Raw genomic sequence first — 18,832 nt, 5'->3', positions numbered from 1 at the left:
ACCTAGGGTGGGCGGGAGCGGAGCGGAAGCGGGGCCCTCCCGCCCCCTTCCGGGGAACTACTTCTTCTGAGCGATGATGCGATCAATCGCCGCGCGATCCTCGTGGGTGATGCGCTCGCGCGGTCCCGCCTCGGGGGCCGGAGCCGGTGTCGGGGCCTTCACGGCCGCCGGGGTCGCCTGCCTGGTCGTCCGCTTCACCGCGTCCTCGGCATCGTCGAGCGCGTCACGCAGGCTGTTCGTCACCCGCTCCACCCGGCTCGGCTGCACCTGGCGCTTCCACTCCCGCTGCACGTACTCCACCGGCGTGCGGCCGTTGAAGTCCGCCGTGGCCAGGAAGACCCCGAGCCCCACCGCGCAAGCCGTCCACACCAGGAACTTCAGGAAACCCATGGTTCACACCCTCCTACCCAGTCGTACATCGGGGCAGGCCAGGAGGCCAGTTTCCGGCGGAGGGAGGGGAAGGGCGCTGACAGCGGACGGGGCTCCTTCTAATGTGCGCGGCCTTGCAGCCCGAAGAGTTCTTCCAGGCCGCCCGGAAGCGGGCGGAGGCCATGTCCCTTCCGCGAGCGCACGAGGCGCGTGAGCCGTTGCGCGCCCAGGCACTGGCGCTGTTCGCCCGGATTCCGGAGCCCCCCGTGTACCACCGGGCGGAGGATCCGGCGCGCAAGGCGGCCGAGGAGCTGCTGCCGGAGCTGGAGCAGGTGTTGGCGCTGGGGCTGGCGGTGCGGCGCGACGCGGGGCCGGCGGAGGCCACGGATCGGCTCGTCGAGGCGCTGCGGGCGCACGGGGAAGCGCTGTGCCATACGGTGGACGGACGGCTCTCCCAGGCGGAGGAGGCGTGGCGGCGCGCGGTGGAGCTGGAGCGCGTGGCGCACCCCACGCGTTCGCTCGGCACCCGGGAGCAGGCGGTGGGGCCGGTGTATGACCGGAGCACGGGGGCGTCGCGCTACGATCCCCGCGTGGAGCCCGTGGCGCAGGTGTGGCTGGCCTGCCCCAACATGGGCTGCAAGCGCATCAACGAGTACGGGTACGTGCCGGGGCCCGGCATCCACGCGTATGTGTGTTCCGCCTGCCAGGTGCCCTTCCGGGCCTACTTCGGCGAGCTGAGTTCGGTGGAGATCGAAACGAAGCCCAGCTCCAAGCGTTTCCTGTTCACGGTGGACGAGGTGCGGGGCGCGGGCAGCTCGCGCATCGAGTTCGAGGAGGCCAGTGGAGATGACTTCCCGTCGACGCGGGGGGACTTGCTGGTCTTCCTGTACACCGAGGCGCGCGAACTCAAGGCGGTGATGAACCAGACGAACAAGCGGCTGATGTGGATTTCACCGGCCAGTTCGTGCTTCGTGGTGACGGCGGCGTTCGGAGAGGGCGCGCCGGAGTTGGTGACGTTCCGGGCGTTCCGGGACGAGGTGTTGCGCCGCCATGCGTGGGGGCGCGGGTTCATTCGCGTCTACTACCGGCATGGGCCGGGGCTGGCGCGCTGGGTGGTGGGCCGGCCGCGGGTGAGGCGCGAGGTTCGGCGGGTGCTCACGCAGGTACATCGGGTGTTGTTGAAGACGAAGAGGGAGTCACGCACGTGACGGAGCCACAGACTGGAGACGCCGGGCAGCAGCAGCAGCCACCGCCGCCGCCGCCGCGCCATGGGTGGAGCAAGGTGTTGTTGGTGGTGACGGGGCTGTTGGGGCTGGCGGGACTGTCGTACCTGGGCGTGAGCGAGGCGCTGCGGGCACGGCTCGCGTCCGACGGCACCGTGGCCCCGGTGATGAAGCTGCAGAAGTACGACAACGGGACGATGTCGCTGGCGGAGCTCCAGGGCAAGGTGGTGATGCTGGACTTCTGGGCGACGTGGTGCGCGCCGTGTCAGGCGGAGATGCCGTCGCTGATCAAGCTCGCCAAGGAGTACGAGGACAAGGGCCTGGTGTTCGTGGCGGCGAGCCGGGACGAGATGCCGGACGCGCCGCTGTTCGTGCAGGAGTTCGTGCAGAGCCGCATGCCGGAGCTGGCGCCGTACGTGGTGTTCGCGCCGGATGAGCTGGCGGCGGTCTTCCAGGTGACGGCCCTGCCGACGCTCTACTTCCTGGACCGCAAGGGGCAGGTGGTGGACGCGCAGCGCGGCATGTTGTCGGAGGCGGCGCTGCGCCAGCGCATCGAGCGGGCCCTCAAGTAGGGACCGCCGCGGAGCGCCCGGGCCTCAGCGTGACGCGCCGGGCGCTGCCGCTCCGCGCTGGAGCTTCACCACCTCGGCGCTCAACGTGACGTGGGTGGGCAGGGGGATGAAGAAGAAGAGGACGCCCAGTGCCTTCGTCACCGGCAGGTACTGCGTCTGGTGGAAGCGCACGTTGATGGCGCCATCGCCTCCCATGCGCCGCACCTGGGGAATGAGCGCCTGATGGAAGCCCGCCTCGAGGTCGGTGCCCACCACGTCCGCGAAGCCGAAGAGCAGCACCCCCGAGCGCGTGACCTGCACGAGGCCGAGAGACTCATGGGGCTCGGAGATGTCGCCCGCCGTCACGAAGATGTCCTGGCCGTCGCGGCCGGAGGGAACGGAGGCGGTGTTGACGACGGTGCACCCGGTGAGCGCCAGCAGCGCGAGCACGGTGGGAAGTCGCATCGGAGGGAGTCTCACGGGGAGGGGAGGAACTGGATGACTTCACCGGTGACGATCACATTGCGGTCCCGGGTCTTCACTCCGCCCTGGCCGCTCAACCCGTTGGAGATGGACTCGGACAGGTCCGAGGCGCGCTCCACGTCCGTGGGCGGGTTCTGGTCCTCGAACTCGATGTAGATGACGCCATCGCCGCCCATCTTCAGTGCCGCGTCCGCGAGCGCGCCCTGGATGGTCTGATCGATGGCGGCGTTTCCCACGTCCGAGAGCCCCGCCACGGTGACGCCGTAGCCGGTGATCTGGGCGAAGCCGATCGTGCGGAAGGGCCAGGGCGAGCCCCCCGTGCTGAAATACAGGCCTCGCCCGGTGTGGGGCGGACGGTCCGACAGCCTCGAGCCGTGCGACACGGCGTTGCAGCCCGCGCACAGCAGCAAGCAGAACAAGAGGGGAAGTCTCACCGGAGTTCCTGGCGGTTGGGGGTTCAGCGCGACGGGCTGCTCGGAGGAGGTGGCGGAAGACCCTCGGGATCGAGCCGCACCACTTCGCCGCTGAAGGTGACCTGGGTGGGCAGGGGGATGAAGAAGAGCAGGGCGAAGAGCAGGCGCGTGGGCAGCGCGTACTGCGTCTGATGGAAGCGCACGTTCATGATGCCGTCGCCGCTCATGCGCCGCACTTCGGGGAGCAGGGCATCCCTCAATCCGTCCTCGAGGCTGGTTCCCGCGGGATCCGCGAAGCCGAAGAGCAGCACGCCCTTGCGAGTGGCCTGCACCAGTCCGAGGCTCTGGTAGGGAACCTGGACATCGGAGGTGGTGACGAAGACGTCGCGCGTGTCCCGGGACGAGGGCAGCGATGCCACGTTCACCGTCGTGCAACCAGTCAGCCCCACCGACAAGAGGAGCCCGAGTGTCCTGCGCATGCGATCCCGCCCCCAATCACGAAGAGGGCCGAGCATGGGATACGAGCGGGGTCCGGAGCAATGTCCTTGTTCTCCGCGTGCGCACCACGGCCGTGAGCGCGAAGCGCGCGCCGTGGTGCGTTCCCGATTTCTGCATGTCGCGTTTCAAGGGGTGCACCGGCCCTCGCGGTTGAACTCACCAGCGAGGACCGGCTCCAACCTTCCCCGTCCCCTACTCCCCGAGCCGTATCCGCGAGCGGTCACTCCCACTCGCTACCTACGTCCGTCCCCGACCCGCCCAACCCCGTACTGCCCCGACCCGCCCGACCCCGTACTGCCCCAACCCGCCCGACCCCGTACTGCCCCAACCCGCCCGACCCCGTACTGCCCCGACCCGCCCGACCCCGTACTGCCCCGACCCGCCCGACCCCGTACCGCCCCGACCCGCCCGACCCCGTACCGCCCCGACCCGCCCGACCCCGTACTGCCCCGTGCTGCCCCATCCACCGGACCCACATCGTCCGCGAGGATGGCTTTAGCATCCGCCGTGCCGAACCCCCTCAATCCGAGTCTCCGCTGTGAATTCAAGGAGATACGCGCGCGGGTTGCTTCTGCATGGAGGGCGCCGCAGTCCCGAACCGGAAAAATGTGCTGTGGGATGGATGCAAGCCCGCACTCTTGGGAGGGCGGAGTGTGTGGCACGCTACCCTCCATGAACCGCTTTGCTCTGACGCTGTGCTTGCTCCTGGGCTGTGTCGCCGCCTGCTCGCGCCAACTGGAGTCGCAGGCGCTCGGGCTCCAGTACGAGCCTCCTTCCGGCATGGCCCTGCGCTCCGAGCAACCAGGCCCTCCGGCCGTGGCCCAGTTCGAGGGCGGGCTGGAAGTGCGCTCGGTGCCGGGGCCCGCGCCCAAGCTGGACGCGGAGCCGGAAGCGGTGCTGGGGGCCGCGGGCGTCCCGGTGCCGGGCCGACGGCTCAACGCCACCCAGGGCACGCTCCCCGCGGGTCCCGTGGCCCGCTACGAGTTCCAGCAGGGCACTTCCCGCACGCTCGTCTACCTGCTGCCCCGTGAAGATCGTTTCGTGCTCGTCCTCTACACGGCCGCCGAGCGGGACTACGGCCCGGGTTCAGCGCGCGTCGAGCGCTCGCTCTCCACGCTCAAGCCCACGCGCTGAACCGGACCGACCTCAGGGCTTTTCGGCACTGGCCTTGGGGGCGGTCGCGGGCTTTGCCTTGGGGGCGGGCTCGGGCCTGGCCTTGGTCTCCGCCTTGGTGGTCGGCTTGGTGGCGGCCTCGGGCCTGGCCTTGGTCTCCGGCTTGGAGTTGCCCTCGGGTTTGGCCTTGGTGTCCCCCTCGGGCTTCTTGTCCTGGGGGACGATGCGCGGGGCCGTTTCCACCTCGGACTTGATGAGGCGGAATTCGACGCGGCGGTTCTTCGCGCGTCCGAGCGGGGTGCCGTTGGTGGCGATGGGCTGGGACTCGCCGAAGCCCTTGGCGCGCAGGCGATGGGCCTCGATGTTCTTGGAGATGAGGTAGTCCATGACGGACTGGGCGCGGCGCTGGGACAGGCTCAGGTTGAGGGTGTCCGAGCCGACGTTGTCGGTGTGACCCTCGATGAGCACGGGTCCGAGTGACGGGTTGCGATCGAGCACCGTGGCCACCTCGTCGAGCAGCTTGAGGGATTGCTTCTGGATGTTGGCCGAGCCGGTCTCGAAGAGGATGTTGCCCTTGATGCGGATGCGATCCGACTCGACGATGACGAACGGCGGGTTGTCGATGGGGCAGCCATCGTTCTCGGGGGGGCCGGACTGATCGGGGCACTTGTCCACGTTGTCGGGCACCTCGTCTCCGTCGGTATCCGGGCAGCCGTCGTAGCCCGGAGGGCCAGGCTTGTTGGGGCACTGGTCCAGGCCATCCGGCACGCCGTCGTTGTCCGAGTCCAGGCAGCTGTCCGGACCGTTGGGGCATGCGTCCTGGCCGTCGGTGATGCCGTCCCCGTCGTTGTCGGGCTCCGGGCAGCCGTCGTCGTCCTGGAAGCCATCCACGTCCTCGCCCTCGGTGGGGCACTTGTCGCGCGAGTCGGGAACGCCGTCGCCATCGGAGTCGACGAACGCCTGGTCGTAGCGCACGGAGAGCAGCACGCGCAGGTCCTCGCGGCCGTAGCCGCTGCCGAGTGTCACGCCGCGGCCCACGTCGAGCTCCAGCCCCCAGGGGCCATGGATGCGGGTGCGCGCGCCGACGAGCACTCCCCAGGGCGTCTTGAGGGAGGCGGCCTGGTGGAAGTTGAAGGGGGCGGACATCGGCGTGGCCAGGTGCATCTCGGCGAGCCCCTGCACGTTCGTGAGGGGGCCCACGTCCGGCAGGTCCACGATGGCGCCCGCGCCGAACGTCACCTCGTTGCCCACGTAGAGGTTGAGGTACTGGGCGGGCCGGGGACGCAGGCGCACGCCCACGTTGCCGAGCACCCGCACCGGACCGAAGGCGCGCTCCACCGCGAGCCTCGGTGCGACGAGCACGCCGCGCTCGCCGAGGAAGCTCTGCCCGTCCCCGGTGGGCAGCCGCACCTCGGCGGACAGGGCGAGGCCCACGGGGAACTCGTCGGGCAGCAGCAGGAAGGCGCGCGGTTGCAGCCGGATGTCGCCGAGCCCCCAGCGCCTCACGCCGGCGGCGCCCGGGAAGTCCTGCGCGGCGAGCGCGTCGCGCAGCAACTGGAAGTTGTCGCCCTGCACGAGGGTGAAGGGCAGGTCCGCGCCAATCTCCAGCCGACGGTGCAACTGCCAGGCGAAGAGCGCGTGGGCATCGAGCCGGTAGGGCAGCAGGTTGCCCAGCTTCTCCTCGCCCAGCTTCAGGGCGAGCGCCCCGTGGGTGTAGTCGAAGAGGAGGGCGGCCCGGAAGCTCTGGGCGGTTTCCGGGGTGGCGCCCTCGAGCGCGATGCCGCTGTTCTGCGCGGGCGTCGCCTTCAAGGGGACGGCGTCGAAGCCTCGCAGGAAGGGATCCTCCGCGTGTGCCGAGACACCGGCCACCAGGAGGATCATCACGGCGAGTCGGATGGCTGTGCTTCGCAAGGACCGCTCCGGGGTGGAGGCCCGGAAATTCGGGCCTTGGAACCCGTCCGGCTCTTACCACCGCCTCCCCGAGGGGTGAAGAAAACCCCCGGGAGGCGCCTGCCCCTCGTGTCCACCAGACACTATTTTTCCATGAAGGTGTCCGCGGGGACGATCTGGATGGCGTCGGGGCGGATGGGCAGGGGCCGCGCGCCAATCGCCTTGTCCTGCTCCAGCAACTCGAGGCTCTTGGGCGAGGCGTAGGTGATGGGCGAGGAGGCCTGCTCCTTCAACTGCTTCACCAGGCCCTCGGCGTTCTGGGTGACGAAGGCGAAGTCGAGGGACTCGGGACGCACGTGGCGGCGCACGGCGGCGTGTACGGACTCGGGCGTCATCTTCGCGAGCGCGGCGCGGTACTGCTCCAGGTAGTCCGGCGTGCCGAGGAAGAGCGCGTCGATGGCGTAGCCCAGGCGGCGTTGATCCGTCTGCTCCCACAGGCGCGTGTAGCCCAGGAGGAAGCTGCGGCTGCGCTCGAACTTTTCCGCGGGGATGGGCTGGGCCAGCAGTTGATCGAGGAAGTAGAGCGTGCCCCGGGTGGCGAACATCGCGTTGTCGGGCACCACGGGGCGGATCCACAGCGAGAGATCCTGCTGGGTGCGCGCGATGTTGGTGCGGTTGTACGTGGTGCCGCGCTCCTCGATGAAGTGCTCGGCGTAGGCGTAGTCGCCGTAGTTGAGGCCCCGCTTCTCGCGCAGCTCGTTGAAGAGCACGCCGCCCAGCTGGCGGTGCTCTCCGAGGTACGACAGGGCGAAGGCCACGGGGAAGAAGTCCGGATCCCCCCGGCGCAGCGGGGTGACGGCGCCCAGGGAGATGGCCGTGGAGAGGGTGGGCTTCTGCACGACGAGGGCGCGTCCGCCGGTGGTGGGCACGGCGGGCAGTTCCACGCGCGGCGCGCCGGTGGCGGGCAGCGCGGACAGCCGCGAGACGACGGTGCGCTGGAGCTGCTCATCCACCGGACCCGCCAGACCGATGACGAGCCGATCCTGGGTGAAGACGCGCGCGGCGTGGGCCTTCACGTCCTCCAGGGTGATGGCCTCGAGGCCCTTCTCGGTGCCGCCCACGAAGTGCGCGTAGGGGTGGCCCTCGTAGAGGAGCGCGTCGAGCGCCACCTTGCCCAGCGCCTCGTCGTTCTCGCTGCGCAGCCCGTTGCGCAGGTCGCTGAGGGCGAGGGAGCGCAGCCGCTCGAACTCCTGGGGATCGAAGCGGGGCTTGAGCAGCACGTCGGTGAACAGCTCGAGGAAGCGCGGCAGGAAGTCCTTGTGGACGCGGCCGGAGAAGACCGTGAACTCCTTGTCGGTGGAGGCGTCCAGCTCGGCCGCCATGGGGAAGAGGGCCTCGAGGAGCTGAGCGGAGGAGAGGCTCTGGGTGCCTCCCTCGGCCAGCAACTGCGCGGTGAGGGCGCCAAGGCCCTCCTTGCCCTTTGGGTCATCCACCGAGCCCGAGTGGAAGACGAGCCGGAAGCTGACGATGGGGCTGTCCGGGTGGGCCTGGACGACGAGCCGTGCGGGCTCCGGCTGTTGCAGGGGCCGGGCGGGGACGGACGTGGGCGCGGGAGGCTCGGCGGGAGTCTGGGCCTGGGCTGGGGGCGGCGCGGGAGGCGGAGCCGCTTCGGGAGCGGGGGCGGTGCGGGACGCGGTGGCGCAGCCGCCGAGGTACAGCGCGGCGCCGAGGGCGAGGGAGCGGGAGAGGAGCGGACGCATCACTTCTGACCTCCGGCCTGCTGGGGGGTGAGGGAGAGCACGGTGCGGTTGGCGGCGGTGAGGTAGCGGCGGGCGAAGGCGACGAGGTCGCCGGGCTTCACCTCGGAGATCTTCTGGACATGGCGGGCGAGAGCGTCCGGGGTGCCGTAGATGCCGGCGTACCAGGAGAGCTGCTGGGCCACGTCCTTGGCGGTCTCCATGTTCATGAGCAGCCCATAGCGGGTCCGACTCTTGATGGCCTCGACGCGGGTGGCGTCCACCTTGCCGGTGACGAGCTCCTTCACCGCGGCGTTGAGGGAGGCGCGGACGGCGGCGCGGTTCGCCTCCTTCTGGAGGGTGGCGGAGACGCTGAAGAGGTGGGGATCCCGGTGGGGCATGGTGCTGCCGTCCAGGTCCTGGGCGAGCTGCTTGTCCAGGACGAGCTCCTTGAAGAGCGGGCTGGTGCTGCCCACGAGATAGCTGCCGAGCACGGCCTGGACGGCGGCGTCGGAGGTGTCGAGCCGAGCCGCCGGGGTGCGCCAGGCGTAGAGCAACTGGGGCTGGGTGCTCTGGGGCCAGTCGATGTGGACGGAGCGCTCCTGCTTCTGGGGCGGCTCCTTGGGCAGTTGGATGGAGGCGCTCTTGCCTTCCCACGGGCCATAGTGCTTCTGCACGGCCGCCATCAGCGCGGCGTCATCGAAGTCCCCGACGATGATGAGCAGGATGTTGTCGGGGGTGTACCAGCGCTCGAAGAAGGCCCGGCTGTAGGCGTAGGCCTGGGGCATGGCCTTGATGTCGTCGTAGTAGCCGAGCGTGGTGTGTCCGTAGGGGTGGCGGGTGAAGGCGGTGCGCGAGAGCTCCTCCTCGATCTTCAGCCAGGGCAGGGCGGCGTTCTTGTGGTACTCGCCCAGCACGGCGAGCGCCTCGGTCTGGAAGGAGGGCTCGGAGTACTCGAGGTGGCGGAAGCGATCGGCCTCGAGCTCCACCAGCTTGAGCAGCCCGGCGGTGGGCCCGTACGAGTGGTAGACGGTGATGTCGTCCGAGGTGAAGGCGTTGTCGTCGTAGCCGTAGGCGGCGATGACCTTCTCGCGCTCACCCTCGGGGAAGTTCTTCGTGCCCTTGAACATCATGTGCTCGAAGAAGTGGGCGAAGCCCGTGCGGCCCGGCTCCACCTCGTTGCGCGAGCCCACGCGCACCACCGTCTGGTAGGCGATGAGCCCGGGCGAGTTGAAGGGCACCCGGATGACCGTGAGCCCGTTGGGCAGACGGTCGACCTTCATGGGGTAGGGGAAGAAGGGGGAAGCGGGCTGCTCGGCGGCCGAGACGGGAAGCGCCGTGCCCAGCAGGACGAGCAGAAGGGGAATGAGCCATCGATGATGCATGCAGGTCCTCATGTGGCTGAAGCACCCACGAGGTGGGTGCCCCCGAACCCTACGGCCTGGCCGCTATTCCCGGGAGGGAGCAGGCGGGAGCGGATGCCGGAGAATCAACGGGGAGGGCTGTCAGGAGGATTGACGTGGACCTGTCGGCGGTTAAGGTAGGAGAAGCCGTGACGTGGTGAAGCAGTGAGTGAGCAGTACCCAAGAACCGGGGGCGACCTGGTTTCGACGGGGGCATGGAAGTTCGAGACGCGTGCCGAGCATGTTGGTCGCTCGTAAAAACGCCCAACACAGACACAAAAGCCAACGACAACGTTGAGCTCGCGCTGGCTGCCTAACTAGCAGTCTCACAGTGCGCGGTCCCCTCGCTCTCGGCCCGTGGGGTGGGGTAGGACCGTCATAATGCGGGCTGGCCGTCGAGGGAGCCTGGGCTCTCGGCGGTGAGATCTTCCAGGACCGGCTCACAGGATTCCGTCCGTGGAAGCCTGTGGGACGTAGCAAAGCGCGGACTACGCACGTAGGGTCGAAGAGCGGAAGGCTTTCGGACGCGGGTTCGATTCCCGCCGCCTCCACTCCGTATCTCCCGGAAAGGACTCAGCTTTCCGGGAGACTGTAGCAAGGGATGTAGCAACGCCCCGGGCGCCATCAGGCGAGCCGGGGTTTTCTTTTTCCGCTGAAGCCGCGAGGGGCAGCCGGACGAGCTGGCCGTGGGCTTGATCCGCTGACGTGGACAGTAGGGCTATGCTGCCAACTTCTGCGGTAAGGCCGCAAGCTCGAAATTCACTGGACTGACGTAGCCCAGAGTCGAGTGCCGCCGCTGCCGGTTGTAGAAGACCTCAATGTACTCGAAGAGCGCCAATCGGGCCTGCTGGTGCGTGGTGAAGTCCGTGGTGTAGACGAGTTCTTGCTTCAGGGTGCTGAAGAAGCTCTCCACCACAGCGTTGTCCCAGCAATTGCCCTTGCGCGACATGCTGCACTCCATGCCACGTGCCGCCAGGGCCTGCTGGTACTCCTCTCTCGCGTACTGGCTGCCCCGGTCCGAGTGGTGCACCAGCCCTCGCGGCGGTTGTCGGCTCTTGAGCGCCATGTCCAGGGCACCGAGCACCAGGTGCCGGTCGATGGTGTCGCTCATGGACCAGCCCACCACCTTGCGCGAGAACAGGTCGAGCACCACCGCCAGGTACAGCCAGCCCTCTCGCGTGTCCACGTAGGTGATGTCTGTCACCCAGCTCGTGTTGGGTTGCGCGGGAGAGAAGTCCCGCGCGAGGACATTCGGCGCCACGGGCCGGCGGTGGCGCGAGTCCGTCGTGGTCACGTAGCGCCGCCGCCTGCGCGCCGCCAGCCCTTGCGCACGCATGAGTCGCACCACGCGCTTGCGGCTCACCCGCTGGCCGCGGGTGCGCAGCTCCGCGTGCACTCGCGGACTGCCGTACGTCCGGCGACTCTCCTGGTGCACCCGCGCGACTTCCTCGGCCAGTACCCGGTCCGACGCCTGCCGCGCGGACTCCGGGCGCCTTTGCCAGGCGTAATAGCCCGAGCGCGACACGCTCAGCTGCTCGCACATGAACTTCACGGGGAAGAGGGCCTTCTGCGCGTCCATCAGCTCGAACTTCACGTCGAGCCCTCCTTCGCGAAGAAGGCCGCCGCTTTTTTCAAGAAGTCACGCTCCATCGTCAGCTGGCGCACCTCCTTGCGCAGCCGCGTGAACTCCTCCCGCTCCGCGGTGGTGAGCGCGCCCGCGGGGCCCTTGCCCGCGTCCACCTCCGCCTGCTTCATCCAGTTGCGCAGGGCTGAGTCCGTCAGGTCCAGGTCCTTGGCCACTTGGGAGACGCTCTTGCCTCCCTCGCGCACCAGTCGGATTGCCTCGGCCTTGAACTCCGCGTTGAAGCTCCGCCTCTTTCTTCTCTCCATGGACACTACCTCCCGTGTAGCCGACCTACGAGGTATGTCCACAAAAGCGGATCAGGCCCACAAGTCAGACCGGTTTTTCCTGTGGGCTCGACATTGAGTCGAAAGGGCAATGACCCGACAATCCAGTCCATGTCCACCCAGGTCCCTCCCACCCCGCCTCGTCCCTCGCGCTCGTCTCAGCGGATTCGTCCCTACCAGGCAGAAGACTGGGACGCGGTGTACGACATCTGTGTGCGCACGGGTGCCATGGGAGAGGACGCGCGGGGCCTGCTCGCCGACGCCTCCTTGTTGCCGGACATCTACGCCGGTCCCTACCTGACCTTCGAGCCGAACCTGGCCTTCGTGGTCGAGGACGCGGGCCGCGTGGTGGGGTACACGCTGGGGACCGCCAACACCGCGGCGTTCATCGAGACGTGGCGTGAGCGATGGTTGCCGCGCGTGGCCTCGCGCTACCCGCCCCCCGTGGAGCCGACCCGCACCACCGACGAGTGGTTGGTCTCCACGCTGCACCATCCCGAGCGAATGCTCACCCCCGAGATCGCCCCCTATCCGGCGCACCTGCACCTGGACCTGCTGCCCGAGGCGCGGGGAGGGGGGAACGGCCGACGACTCCTCGAGGCCTTCTTCCTCGCGGCGGCCGCGGCGGGAGCCCACTCCGTGCACATGGGAACGAACGCCCAGGCGGCGCCCTTCTTCGCGCGGATGGGGTTCGCGCGGCTCCCGGAGGCGGACCACAACAACCTCGTCTTCTTCCACGGCCTCACGGGGCCGCTGCCCTCCGCGAGAGCCGGCACTTGAGCCGGCCGGCACTCGCGCCACTCCTATCCCGAGCTCGAGCTGGTCCTGGTGAATGACCGCTCGACGGATGCGACGGGCTCCCTGGCCGATCGCTTCGCCCAGGAGGAGCCCCGGCTCCAGGTGGTCCACATCGAGCAGCTCCCCGCAGACTGGCTGGGAAAGGTCCATGCCATGCAGCGGGGATTGGAGCGCGCGAGCGGCGAGTGGATTCTCTTCAGCGACGCGGATGTCCACCTCGCGCCCAAGGCCCTGGAGCGGATCGTCGCCTACGCGGAGCACGAGGGACTCGAGCGTATAGGCAGGAGAGAGGCCGTGTTGAGGGGGAGGGCAGGTGCAGAGGGGCCGAGGAGGGCCGCTGACGGGTGCCGGCCGAGCTGTGAGCCGGGCCGGTGCAGAGGCCAAGCAGCCTCCTTGGGCATGCCTGCCCAGGCGGCCCTCCCATGAGGAGCGCGGCAGGGGCATCAGGTCTCTTGGCTGTGGCGGCGTCAGCCTCAACACCATGCGTCTTGGAGTGGGGCTCGCGCCGGGGTCAGGCTCGCACCTGCCGTGGGCAGCCCAGGTGCTCCAAAATTGCGCGCACCCCTCTGGCTTGCTTCACGTACGCCAGCACCCGCCGCCTGCCTCCACACCTGACGCAGGTGAAGCCCGTCCACCGCGAATGTCCTGCGCAGCAGCCCCGCGAAAGTCTACTGGCGGCGTCCTCTCCTTCCTCCGCTCCTGCCTCGCCCCTGCCTCCGGCGCCTCGCTCGCCTCCTCTGCTCCTACCTGGGGGCGCGTCACGCTCCTCTCCTCCGCACCTGCTTGGGGGAAAGTCCTCCTTCACGTGCAAAGGCAGACACTTCTGGGGGGCGCCGGTGAAGGCCTTTTCACCCGGCGCGAACAAGAAAAAGGGGTCCCTCGTGAGAGGAGCCCCTGGGTGGATGCTTCATGTGTGGAGTGTCTTGATTCGCGGCGTCAGGCGCGCAGACGACCGCGGCCCACCGAGCCACTCACGAGACTCGCCACGAAGAGGACGGCCGAGACGATGAGGAGCCACTTCAGCCCCTCCACGAACAGACCCACTCCTCCGAAGATCAGCGCCAGGACCAGTAGAATGACGATCAGGTTCATGCCCTGAAGGATGGGGAGCCTGTTCTCACAGACAAGCTCCGCTGGAGTCGTTCACGCCTGCCCGGCTGCTCATGACGGAGCTGTTTCATTCCAGACATAGACACGCTTCGCCGTCTCCAAATGAAAACGGACCGGGCCCGAGCCGTTTCGTGAGGCTCCAACTGGGGCCTGCTTCATCGCCGGCTCACCCGAGGAACACGGGCGGTGTGGTGCTCTTCTCATCCGCGAAGCCGCGGTCCGCCAACAAGGTGACCTGGACTCTCGACCGCATCATTGCGCGGCCCCTTGAGCGTGGACTTCTGCATCGTGAGCCAGACGAGCGGCGTGGGGCGTCGTGTTGGATCATCAGAGAGGCGACCAGGGTCGTCTGGTCATCATCGTCGTAGTCCGTCCAATCCAATCCAAGGCGGCTGGCGGCATGGATGATGCCCAGAGTCGCGAGCGACAGGGACAACACGCGCATGGTGTGGACATCCTGGCCGAAGAGGCCCGAGAGGAAGGCATGGACTTGCTGCTCGTTGATAGCTTTGGAACTCACTTCTCCAGTAGCATCAAGGACATGATTTCTTGCGCCAAGCAGCCAGGCAACCCCCTCATCCCCTGGTTGATAAAACGAGGGGATGGCTCAGGTCCAGCTCAGGAGCGGTATGTGGCCCCGTGTGTCGGAGCAGGATGGGATGCGCCTCCCGAGGAGGGAATTGTCCCGGGGCTCCAGGCGCGCCGTTCGTCAGCGCTGACCCATGGTCCCCTCGGGAGGTCATTCCTACCTTGGTCCGACATGTACTCCAGCGGTCTTCGCGAGCAGTCGGCGCACCAGGAAGAACACTTCTCAATCGAGGCACTCCAGTTGCTTCTGGGGCGACTGGAGGGCCCTGCGGAGGAGCCCGTGGGGCTCGCTCCGGCGCGTGGGCTCCAGCAACTCCTCTCCGGGGGCTTCGGGGCGCTGCCGCTGCCCGGGCGGGGCCAGACCCTGCTGCGGTGGCGGGCCCTGGCGGCGGTGGCGGCGGTGGACCTGGGCCTCATCAAGCTGTTCGAGGGTCATACGGATGCGCTCGCCATCCTGGCGGAGCTGGGCGCCGAGCCGCCTCCGGCCGGGAGCAGTTGGGGCGTCTGGGCCTCCGAGCCTCCCCAGGCCCGGGTGCGGGTGAGCGGACGCGCGGACGGTCGGGTGGAGCTGTCCGGCCGTAAGGCGTGGTGCTCGGGGGCGCCGCAGGTCAGCCATGCGCTGGTGACGGCCTGGGACGCCGAGGAGCGGCAGTGCCTCGTGGCGGTGGCGATGAAGCAGGCGGGCGTGCGCGTGACGAAGGAGGGGTGGCACGCGGTGGGAATGGCGTCCTCGGCCAGCGTGGACGTGCTCTTCGAGGGCGCGGTGGGCACGCGCGTGGGCCCGCCGGGCGGCTACACGGCGCGGCCGGGTTTCTGGCAGGGCGGCGCGGGCATCGCCGCGTGCTGGTATGGCGCGGCGGCGGCGGTGGGCGAGACGCTGCGCGCGCACTGTGCCCGGCGCGAGGAGCCCCACGCCCGCGCGCACCTGGGCGCGGTGGACACCGCCCTCGGTGGAGCGCGGGCGCTGTTGCGTGAGGCCGCGGCGTGGATCGATGCGCATCCCCGGGAGGATGCGTCGCTCGTCGCCTGGCGGGCGCGAGCCGGGGTGGAGGCCGCGGCGGAGCTCGTGCTGCGGCACACGGGCCGGGCCGTGGGCGCGGGTCCCTACTGTCGGGACGCGCGGGTGGCCCGGCGGATGGCGGACCTGCCGGTGTTCTTGCGCCAGAGCCACGCGGAGCGGGACCTGGAGGCCCTGGCGGGACTCGTGGTGAAGGAAGGAGCGGGTGGATGGAGCCTGTGAATTCGCGGCGCATCTTCGACGAGGGCACCTCGGCTCGGGACTGGGAGGCCTGGAGTGGCCTGGACGTCCTGCCTTCCCTGGAGCCCGCCCTGCTGGTGCCCGAGGGCCGGCGTGCCGTCATCGTCGCGCCCCATCCGGATGACGAGGTGCTCGGGACCGGAGGGCTGCTCGCGCGGCTTGGCCGGCTCGGGCGGGACGTGTTGGTTCTCGCCGTCACGGATGGGACGGCGAGCCATCCGGGGTCCACCTCCTGGCCGGTGGAGCGGCTCGCGCGGACGCGGCCCCGGGAGACGCAGGAGGCGCTGCAACGGCTCGGGCTGGGCGGGGCGCGGGTGGAGCGGGTGGGGATTCCCGATGGCGCCGTCACCGAGAACGAGGAGCGGCTGGTGGAGTGGTTGGGCGCGCGGCTTCGTCCGGACGACGTGGTGCTGGCCACGTGGCGCCTGGATGGACACCCGGACCATGAGGCGGTGGGGCGGGCGGCGTCGCGGGCGTGTGCGGCGTTGGACGGCCGCTGCGTGGAGTTCCCCATCTGGATGTGGCACTGGGCCCGGCCCGGAGACACGCGGGTGCCCTGGTCCCGGGCGCGGCGCATCGAGTTGGACGAGGCCACGCTCGCGCTCAAGCGCCGGGCCATGGAGGCGTACGTGAGCCAGTTGGAGCCGGATTCCACCACGGGAAACCCGCCCATCGTGCCCCCTTACGCGCTCGAGCGGTTGATGCGGCCCTTCGAGGTGGTGTTCACATGAGCGTGCCCATGGCGCACTTCGAGCGCATGTACGCCGACAGCGAGGACCCCTGGGAGTACCGGCGGCGCTGGTACGAGCGGCGCAAGCGGGCGCTGACGTTGGCGATGTTGCCGCATGCCCGCTATGCGCGTGCGTTCGAGCCGGGGTGTTCGATTGGCGAGCTGAGCGCGGAGCTGGCGGCGCGCTGTGACGCCCTGCTGGTGGGTGACGGCAGCGAGGCGGCGGTGCGCGTGGCCCGGAGGCGCCTGGCGCCCTGGCCGCATGTTCGGGTGGAGCAGCGGCTGCTGCCGGACTCGTGGCCCGAGGGGACCTTCGAGCTCGTGGTGCTCGGCGAGTTTGGCTACTACCTGGACGCGAAGGCGCTCCTGGGGGTGCGCGAGCGCGCGGTACGCTCGCTCGCCCCGGAGGGCGTCCTGGTGGCGTGCCATTGGCGCCCGCCCATCGCGGAGGCCCCTCTCACCGGAGACGAGGTGCATGAGGTGCTCGGCCGCGCCCGGGGACTGCACCGCCTGGCGCGACACGAGGAGGAGGATTTCCTGCTTGAGATGTGGTCACCCGGCGCGGACTCCGTGGCCCGGAGGGAGCACCTGCGATGATTGGTGTCGTGATTCCGGCCCACAACGAGGAATCGCTGCTGGAGGAGTGCCTGGCCTCGGTGGTCCGCGCGTCGATACATCCCGCGCTCCTGGGTGAAGACGTGCGGAGCGTGGTGGTGTTGGACGATTGCACGGACGGCAGTGCGCGCGTGGCCCGGCGCTGGGGGGTGAACACGCTGTGCGTGGAGGCGCGCAACGTGGGGCAGGCGCGCGCCCTGGGGTGTAGGGTGCTGCGGGCGCAGGGGGCGCGGTGGCTGGCCAACACGGATGCCGACAGCCGCGTCTTTCCGGACTGGTTGGCGGTGCAACTTGCGCTGGATGTGGACGTCGTCTGTGGCGTCGTCGAGGTGGGGGATTGGTCACCGCACAGCGCGCGCGCCCGTCGCCGCTACGAGTCGGCCTACCAGGACATCGACGGCCATTCGCACATCCATGGCGCCAACCTGGGGGTGCGCACGCGGGCGTACGTGGGGGCAGGGGGTTTTCCGCCGCTGTCCGCTCACGAAGACGTGGCGCTCGTCGATTCGCTGCGACGCTCCGGAGCGCGGATCGCCTGGAGCGCCCGGGCGCGGGTGCTGACGAGCGCACGACGCGATGCGCGAGCCCGAGGTGGCTTTGGTGACTACCTGAACGGACTGGAGGTCGACTGACGTCTCCGTGGCTCGAATGGGCCGCGGGAGGGCGCCGGGCTGCTAGAAGGCGCTCATCATGAATGGCGTATAGGCGGGATAGAAGCCATGTTGAGGGTGAGGGCTGGAGCGGAGAGGCCGAGAAGGGCCGCTGCCGGGGCTAGCAAGGCCGCGCGCCGCGCCAGTACACGGGGCGGTGCAACCCCTTGGGGCACACCCCTGCCCTGGCCGCCCTCGCTTGAGGAGAGAGGCAGGGGAGTTGGGGCGTGTTGACAGCGGCTGCGCCAGGTTCAGCACCACGCCCGCTGGGGTGGTCCCCGGGCCGGGGCCCGCTTCAGAGCCTGCGTGGGAAGTCCCAGGTGCTCCAATATCGAGCGCACCCCAACGGGGGCCGTCACATCCGCCAGCTCCACTCCCATTCGGGCCATGTCCTTCTGCAGTTGGGGAGCCGCCTCCTCCTCAGGCCGGTTCGCGGGCGTCACCGCGCAGGCCAGTACCAGCTCCGTGTCCAGATGCGTGCCGAGGTGCTGCTTATATCCATTGAATCGCTTGCTCTTGCTCTTACGGCCATGGCGCATCTCGGCGTCTTCAATCGACACCCGTCTGTCCTCGGCCACCCCTTGCCGGATTTGCACCTCTCCCTCGGGCGTTGATTCCAAGTCCTGCTGCTTCACTTGAACGAGCGCCTCGATGTAATGACTCAGCGGTGTCAGTTCTGTCTCGGGTCGCCTCTCGCGCACCCACGCGCTCAGGCTGTCGAGTTGCTCGCACAGGCGGTTGAGCGCCTCGTTCTTCTGCTCCGCATCATTCCAATCGATGTCCAGCGCCGCCTTGGTGCTGCTGGCCGCCAGCAGCGGCGCGCCCGCTTCCTGGCAGACTTCCTCGAAGCTCATCTCCAACTCGGTCGCGATGCACTCCGCTATTTTCCGCCCGGCATGGCCGAGCAGGTTGATGGTGTCTTCAACCCGCCCGGCCCCTTCTAAAGGGCGACTATCCACCGCCACCCGCACGCTCTTGGGCAGCTTCTTCCAGTCAAAGGCCCGCGTTTGTCTGGCCAGCTCCACCGTGCGCTCCAGGAGGCGTCGGTCCATGTCATGGCGGATGAGTCGCTCGCGAAACTGCTGGAGCCCACCTTGTGAAAAGGCAGGGGCGTCGCCTTGCTGCGCCAGCGTGGCGAGCACCATCCGCCAGCAATTGTCTGTTGCCGAGAGACGTACCGCCTCCGCATCCGACACCTGGAGGTAGCCTTGCAGCAGCACGCCCATGCACAGCAGGGCCGGCGGCTGGGGCTCCTCCCCCTGTCCGCTGTCGCGATACATCGCCTCGAGTTCCTCCTGGAATTTCTCGTCGAAAATCTCGTGGCGATGCTCTCGCAGGAACACGAACAGCTTGCGGCTCTTGCCCACCAGCCGCAGCAGTCGCGTCTCCCGCTCGCTGCTCTTCACTTCGGGGGTCCAGCGCTCCATGGCGTTCCTCCTTTACCTCCGCGGAACGAAGAGCACGGCACTCACTTTCTTGTCGATCCGTCCACACGA

17 protein-coding genes, 1 other RNA gene and 2 pseudogenes are annotated in these 18,832 nt (G+C 68.9%); 10 read left to right on the top strand and 10 right to left on the bottom strand.

Going from position 1 to position 18,832, the window contains the following annotated elements; translation table 11 throughout:
* Positions 1-57: 57 nt before the first annotated feature.
* On the bottom strand, positions 58-390 hold the full coding sequence (locus tag CYFUS_RS39040) for a hypothetical protein (protein WP_095989814.1): 333 nt from the start codon (positions 388-390) through the stop codon (positions 58-60).
* A gap of 161 nt (positions 391-551) precedes the next feature.
* On the opposite strand from CYFUS_RS39040, the gene CYFUS_RS39035 reads away from it, so the two are divergent.
* Complete coding sequence (locus tag CYFUS_RS39035; RefSeq protein WP_232537068.1) at positions 552-1,577, top strand: CFI-box-CTERM domain-containing protein; 1,026 nt, start codon at positions 552-554, stop codon at positions 1,575-1,577.
* Entirely contained in the window at positions 1,574-2,164 is a 591-nt protein-coding gene (locus CYFUS_RS39030; protein ID WP_095989812.1) for a TlpA family protein disulfide reductase, read from the top strand. The genes CYFUS_RS39035 and CYFUS_RS39030 overlap by 4 nt, the downstream gene beginning before the upstream one ends.
* Positions 2,165-2,188: 24 nt before the next feature.
* On the opposite strand, the gene CYFUS_RS39025 is transcribed toward CYFUS_RS39030, so the two are convergent.
* Genes CYFUS_RS39025 through CYFUS_RS39015 form a run of 3 tightly spaced genes read right to left on the bottom strand, consistent with a single transcriptional unit; the run spans position 2,189 to position 3,518 of the window.
* Complete coding sequence (locus CYFUS_RS39025) at positions 2,189-2,608, bottom strand: hypothetical protein (protein ID WP_095989811.1); 420 nt, start codon at positions 2,606-2,608, stop codon at positions 2,189-2,191.
* Between the two features lie 11 nt (positions 2,609-2,619).
* Positions 2,620-3,060: a hypothetical protein gene (locus CYFUS_RS39020; RefSeq protein ID WP_157758915.1), complete on the bottom strand. Its 441-nt coding sequence runs from the start codon at positions 3,058-3,060 to the stop codon at positions 2,620-2,622.
* Between the two features lie 23 nt (positions 3,061-3,083).
* Entirely contained in the window at positions 3,084-3,518 is a 435-nt protein-coding gene (locus tag CYFUS_RS39015) for a hypothetical protein (RefSeq protein ID WP_157758914.1), read from the bottom strand.
* 691 nt (positions 3,519-4,209) lie between these two features.
* Here CYFUS_RS39015 and CYFUS_RS39010 point away from each other — a divergent pair.
* Entirely contained in the window at positions 4,210-4,671 is a 462-nt protein-coding gene (locus tag CYFUS_RS39010) for a hypothetical protein (protein WP_095989808.1), read from the top strand.
* A 12-nt stretch (positions 4,672-4,683) separates the two neighbouring features.
* Here the strand turns inward: CYFUS_RS39010 and CYFUS_RS39005 are convergent, their stop codons facing one another.
* From CYFUS_RS39005 to CYFUS_RS38995, 3 genes are all read right to left on the bottom strand, one after another.
* Positions 4,684-6,531 (bottom strand): OmpA family protein, encoded by a 1,848-nt coding sequence (locus CYFUS_RS39005; RefSeq protein WP_095989807.1) that lies wholly within the window; start codon positions 6,529-6,531, stop codon positions 4,684-4,686.
* 152 nt (positions 6,532-6,683) lie between these two features.
* Positions 6,684-8,300, bottom strand: a complete 1,617-nt coding sequence (locus tag CYFUS_RS39000) for a M16 family metallopeptidase (protein ID WP_095989806.1) — start codon at positions 8,298-8,300, stop codon at positions 6,684-6,686.
* On the bottom strand, positions 8,300-9,661 hold the full coding sequence (locus CYFUS_RS38995; RefSeq protein WP_095989805.1) for a M16 family metallopeptidase: 1,362 nt from the start codon (positions 9,659-9,661) through the stop codon (positions 8,300-8,302). Before CYFUS_RS38995 ends, CYFUS_RS39000 begins: the two co-directional genes overlap by 1 nt.
* A 207-nt stretch (positions 9,662-9,868) precedes the next feature.
* On the opposite strand from CYFUS_RS38995, the gene ssrA reads away from it, so the two are divergent.
* Positions 9,869-10,233: a transfer-messenger RNA gene (ssrA, locus tag CYFUS_RS38990) on the top strand.
* 164 nt (positions 10,234-10,397) lie between these two features.
* On the opposite strand, the gene CYFUS_RS38985 is transcribed toward ssrA, so the two are convergent.
* Positions 10,398-11,569 (bottom strand): IS3 family transposase gene (locus tag CYFUS_RS38985; protein WP_095989804.1). Its coding sequence is split into 2 segments (ribosomal slippage): positions 10,398-11,305 and positions 11,305-11,569, totalling 1,173 coding nucleotides; the frame shifts between segments, so codons are not numbered across the junction.
* Positions 11,570-11,698: 129 nt separating this feature from the next.
* Between CYFUS_RS38985 and CYFUS_RS38980 the strand changes: the two genes are divergently transcribed.
* Together CYFUS_RS38980 and CYFUS_RS38975 are read left to right on the top strand one after the other, a co-directional pair.
* A complete protein-coding gene (locus CYFUS_RS38980; protein ID WP_063725069.1) occupies positions 11,699-12,367 on the top strand; it encodes a GNAT family N-acetyltransferase in 669 nt (222 codons plus the stop codon).
* Between the two features lie 27 nt (positions 12,368-12,394).
* Positions 12,395-12,811, top strand: a pseudogene (locus CYFUS_RS38975) (glycosyltransferase); the annotation flags it as partial.
* Between the two features lie 510 nt (positions 12,812-13,321).
* Here CYFUS_RS38975 and CYFUS_RS52020 read toward each other — a convergent pair.
* Positions 13,322-13,477 (bottom strand): hypothetical protein, encoded by a 156-nt coding sequence (locus CYFUS_RS52020; protein WP_170115549.1) that lies wholly within the window; start codon positions 13,475-13,477, stop codon positions 13,322-13,324.
* A gap of 886 nt (positions 13,478-14,363) precedes the next feature.
* Here CYFUS_RS52020 and CYFUS_RS38960 point away from each other — a divergent pair.
* Genes CYFUS_RS38960 through CYFUS_RS38945 form a run of 4 tightly spaced genes read left to right on the top strand, consistent with a single transcriptional unit; the run spans position 14,364 to position 17,318 of the window.
* Positions 14,364-15,323: an acyl-CoA dehydrogenase gene (locus CYFUS_RS38960; protein WP_232537067.1), complete on the top strand. Its 960-nt coding sequence runs from the start codon at positions 14,364-14,366 to the stop codon at positions 15,321-15,323.
* Entirely contained in the window at positions 15,311-16,072 is a 762-nt protein-coding gene (locus tag CYFUS_RS38955; RefSeq protein WP_198316295.1) for a PIG-L deacetylase family protein, read from the top strand. Before CYFUS_RS38960 ends, CYFUS_RS38955 begins: the two co-directional genes overlap by 13 nt.
* Complete coding sequence (locus CYFUS_RS38950) at positions 16,069-16,668, top strand: class I SAM-dependent methyltransferase (RefSeq protein ID WP_095989802.1); 600 nt, start codon at positions 16,069-16,071, stop codon at positions 16,666-16,668. The genes CYFUS_RS38955 and CYFUS_RS38950 overlap by 4 nt, the downstream gene beginning before the upstream one ends.
* Positions 16,665-17,318 carry a glycosyltransferase gene (locus CYFUS_RS38945; protein ID WP_095989801.1) on the top strand — a complete coding sequence of 218 codons (654 nt, stop codon included), beginning with the start codon at positions 16,665-16,667 and terminating at the stop codon, positions 17,316-17,318. Before CYFUS_RS38950 ends, CYFUS_RS38945 begins: the two co-directional genes overlap by 4 nt.
* Before the next feature lie 386 nt (positions 17,319-17,704).
* On the opposite strand, the pseudogene CYFUS_RS38940 reads toward CYFUS_RS38945, so the two are convergent.
* Positions 17,705-18,763, bottom strand: a pseudogene (locus tag CYFUS_RS38940) (transposase); the annotation flags it as partial.
* Positions 18,764-18,832: the final 69 nt, after the last annotated feature.

The sequence above is a fragment of the Cystobacter fuscus genome (assembly GCF_002305875.1).
GTDB lineage: Bacteria > Myxococcota > Myxococcia > Myxococcales > Myxococcaceae > Cystobacter > Cystobacter fuscus_A.
Note: the sequence above shows the minus strand (reverse complement) of the source record. Positions and strands in the feature narration are given on the sequence as shown.

What these genes read in the sequence shown, in the direction of transcription:
- CYFUS_RS39040 (WP_095989814.1), bottom strand. Translation starts at nt 390, where the DNA reads ATGGGTTTCCTGAAGTTCCTGGTGTGGACGGCTTGCGCGGTGGGGCTC.
- CYFUS_RS39035 (WP_232537068.1), top strand. Translation starts at nt 552, where the DNA reads ATGTCCCTTCCGCGAGCGCACGAGGCGCGTGAGCCGTTGCGCGCCCAG.
- CYFUS_RS39025 (WP_095989811.1), bottom strand. Translation starts at nt 2,608, where the DNA reads ATGCGACTTCCCACCGTGCTCGCGCTGCTGGCGCTCACCGGGTGCACC.
- CYFUS_RS39015 (WP_157758914.1), bottom strand. Translation starts at nt 3,518, where the DNA reads ATGCGCAGGACACTCGGGCTCCTCTTGTCGGTGGGGCTGACTGGTTGC.
- CYFUS_RS39010 (WP_095989808.1), top strand. Translation starts at nt 4,210, where the DNA reads ATGAACCGCTTTGCTCTGACGCTGTGCTTGCTCCTGGGCTGTGTCGCC.
- CYFUS_RS39005 (WP_095989807.1), bottom strand. Translation starts at nt 6,531, where the DNA reads ATGATCCTCCTGGTGGCCGGTGTCTCGGCACACGCGGAGGATCCCTTC.
- CYFUS_RS39000 (WP_095989806.1), bottom strand. Translation starts at nt 8,300, where the DNA reads ATGCGTCCGCTCCTCTCCCGCTCCCTCGCCCTCGGCGCCGCGCTGTAC.
- CYFUS_RS38995 (WP_095989805.1), bottom strand. Translation starts at nt 9,661, where the DNA reads ATGCATCATCGATGGCTCATTCCCCTTCTGCTCGTCCTGCTGGGCACG.
- CYFUS_RS38980 (WP_063725069.1), top strand. Translation starts at nt 11,699, where the DNA reads ATGTCCACCCAGGTCCCTCCCACCCCGCCTCGTCCCTCGCGCTCGTCT.
- CYFUS_RS52020 (WP_170115549.1), bottom strand. Translation starts at nt 13,477, where the DNA reads ATGAACCTGATCGTCATTCTACTGGTCCTGGCGCTGATCTTCGGAGGA.
- CYFUS_RS38955 (WP_198316295.1), top strand. Translation starts at nt 15,311, where the DNA reads ATGGAGCCTGTGAATTCGCGGCGCATCTTCGACGAGGGCACCTCGGCT.
- CYFUS_RS38950 (WP_095989802.1), top strand. Translation starts at nt 16,069, where the DNA reads ATGAGCGTGCCCATGGCGCACTTCGAGCGCATGTACGCCGACAGCGAG.
- CYFUS_RS38945 (WP_095989801.1), top strand. Translation starts at nt 16,665, where the DNA reads ATGATTGGTGTCGTGATTCCGGCCCACAACGAGGAATCGCTGCTGGAG.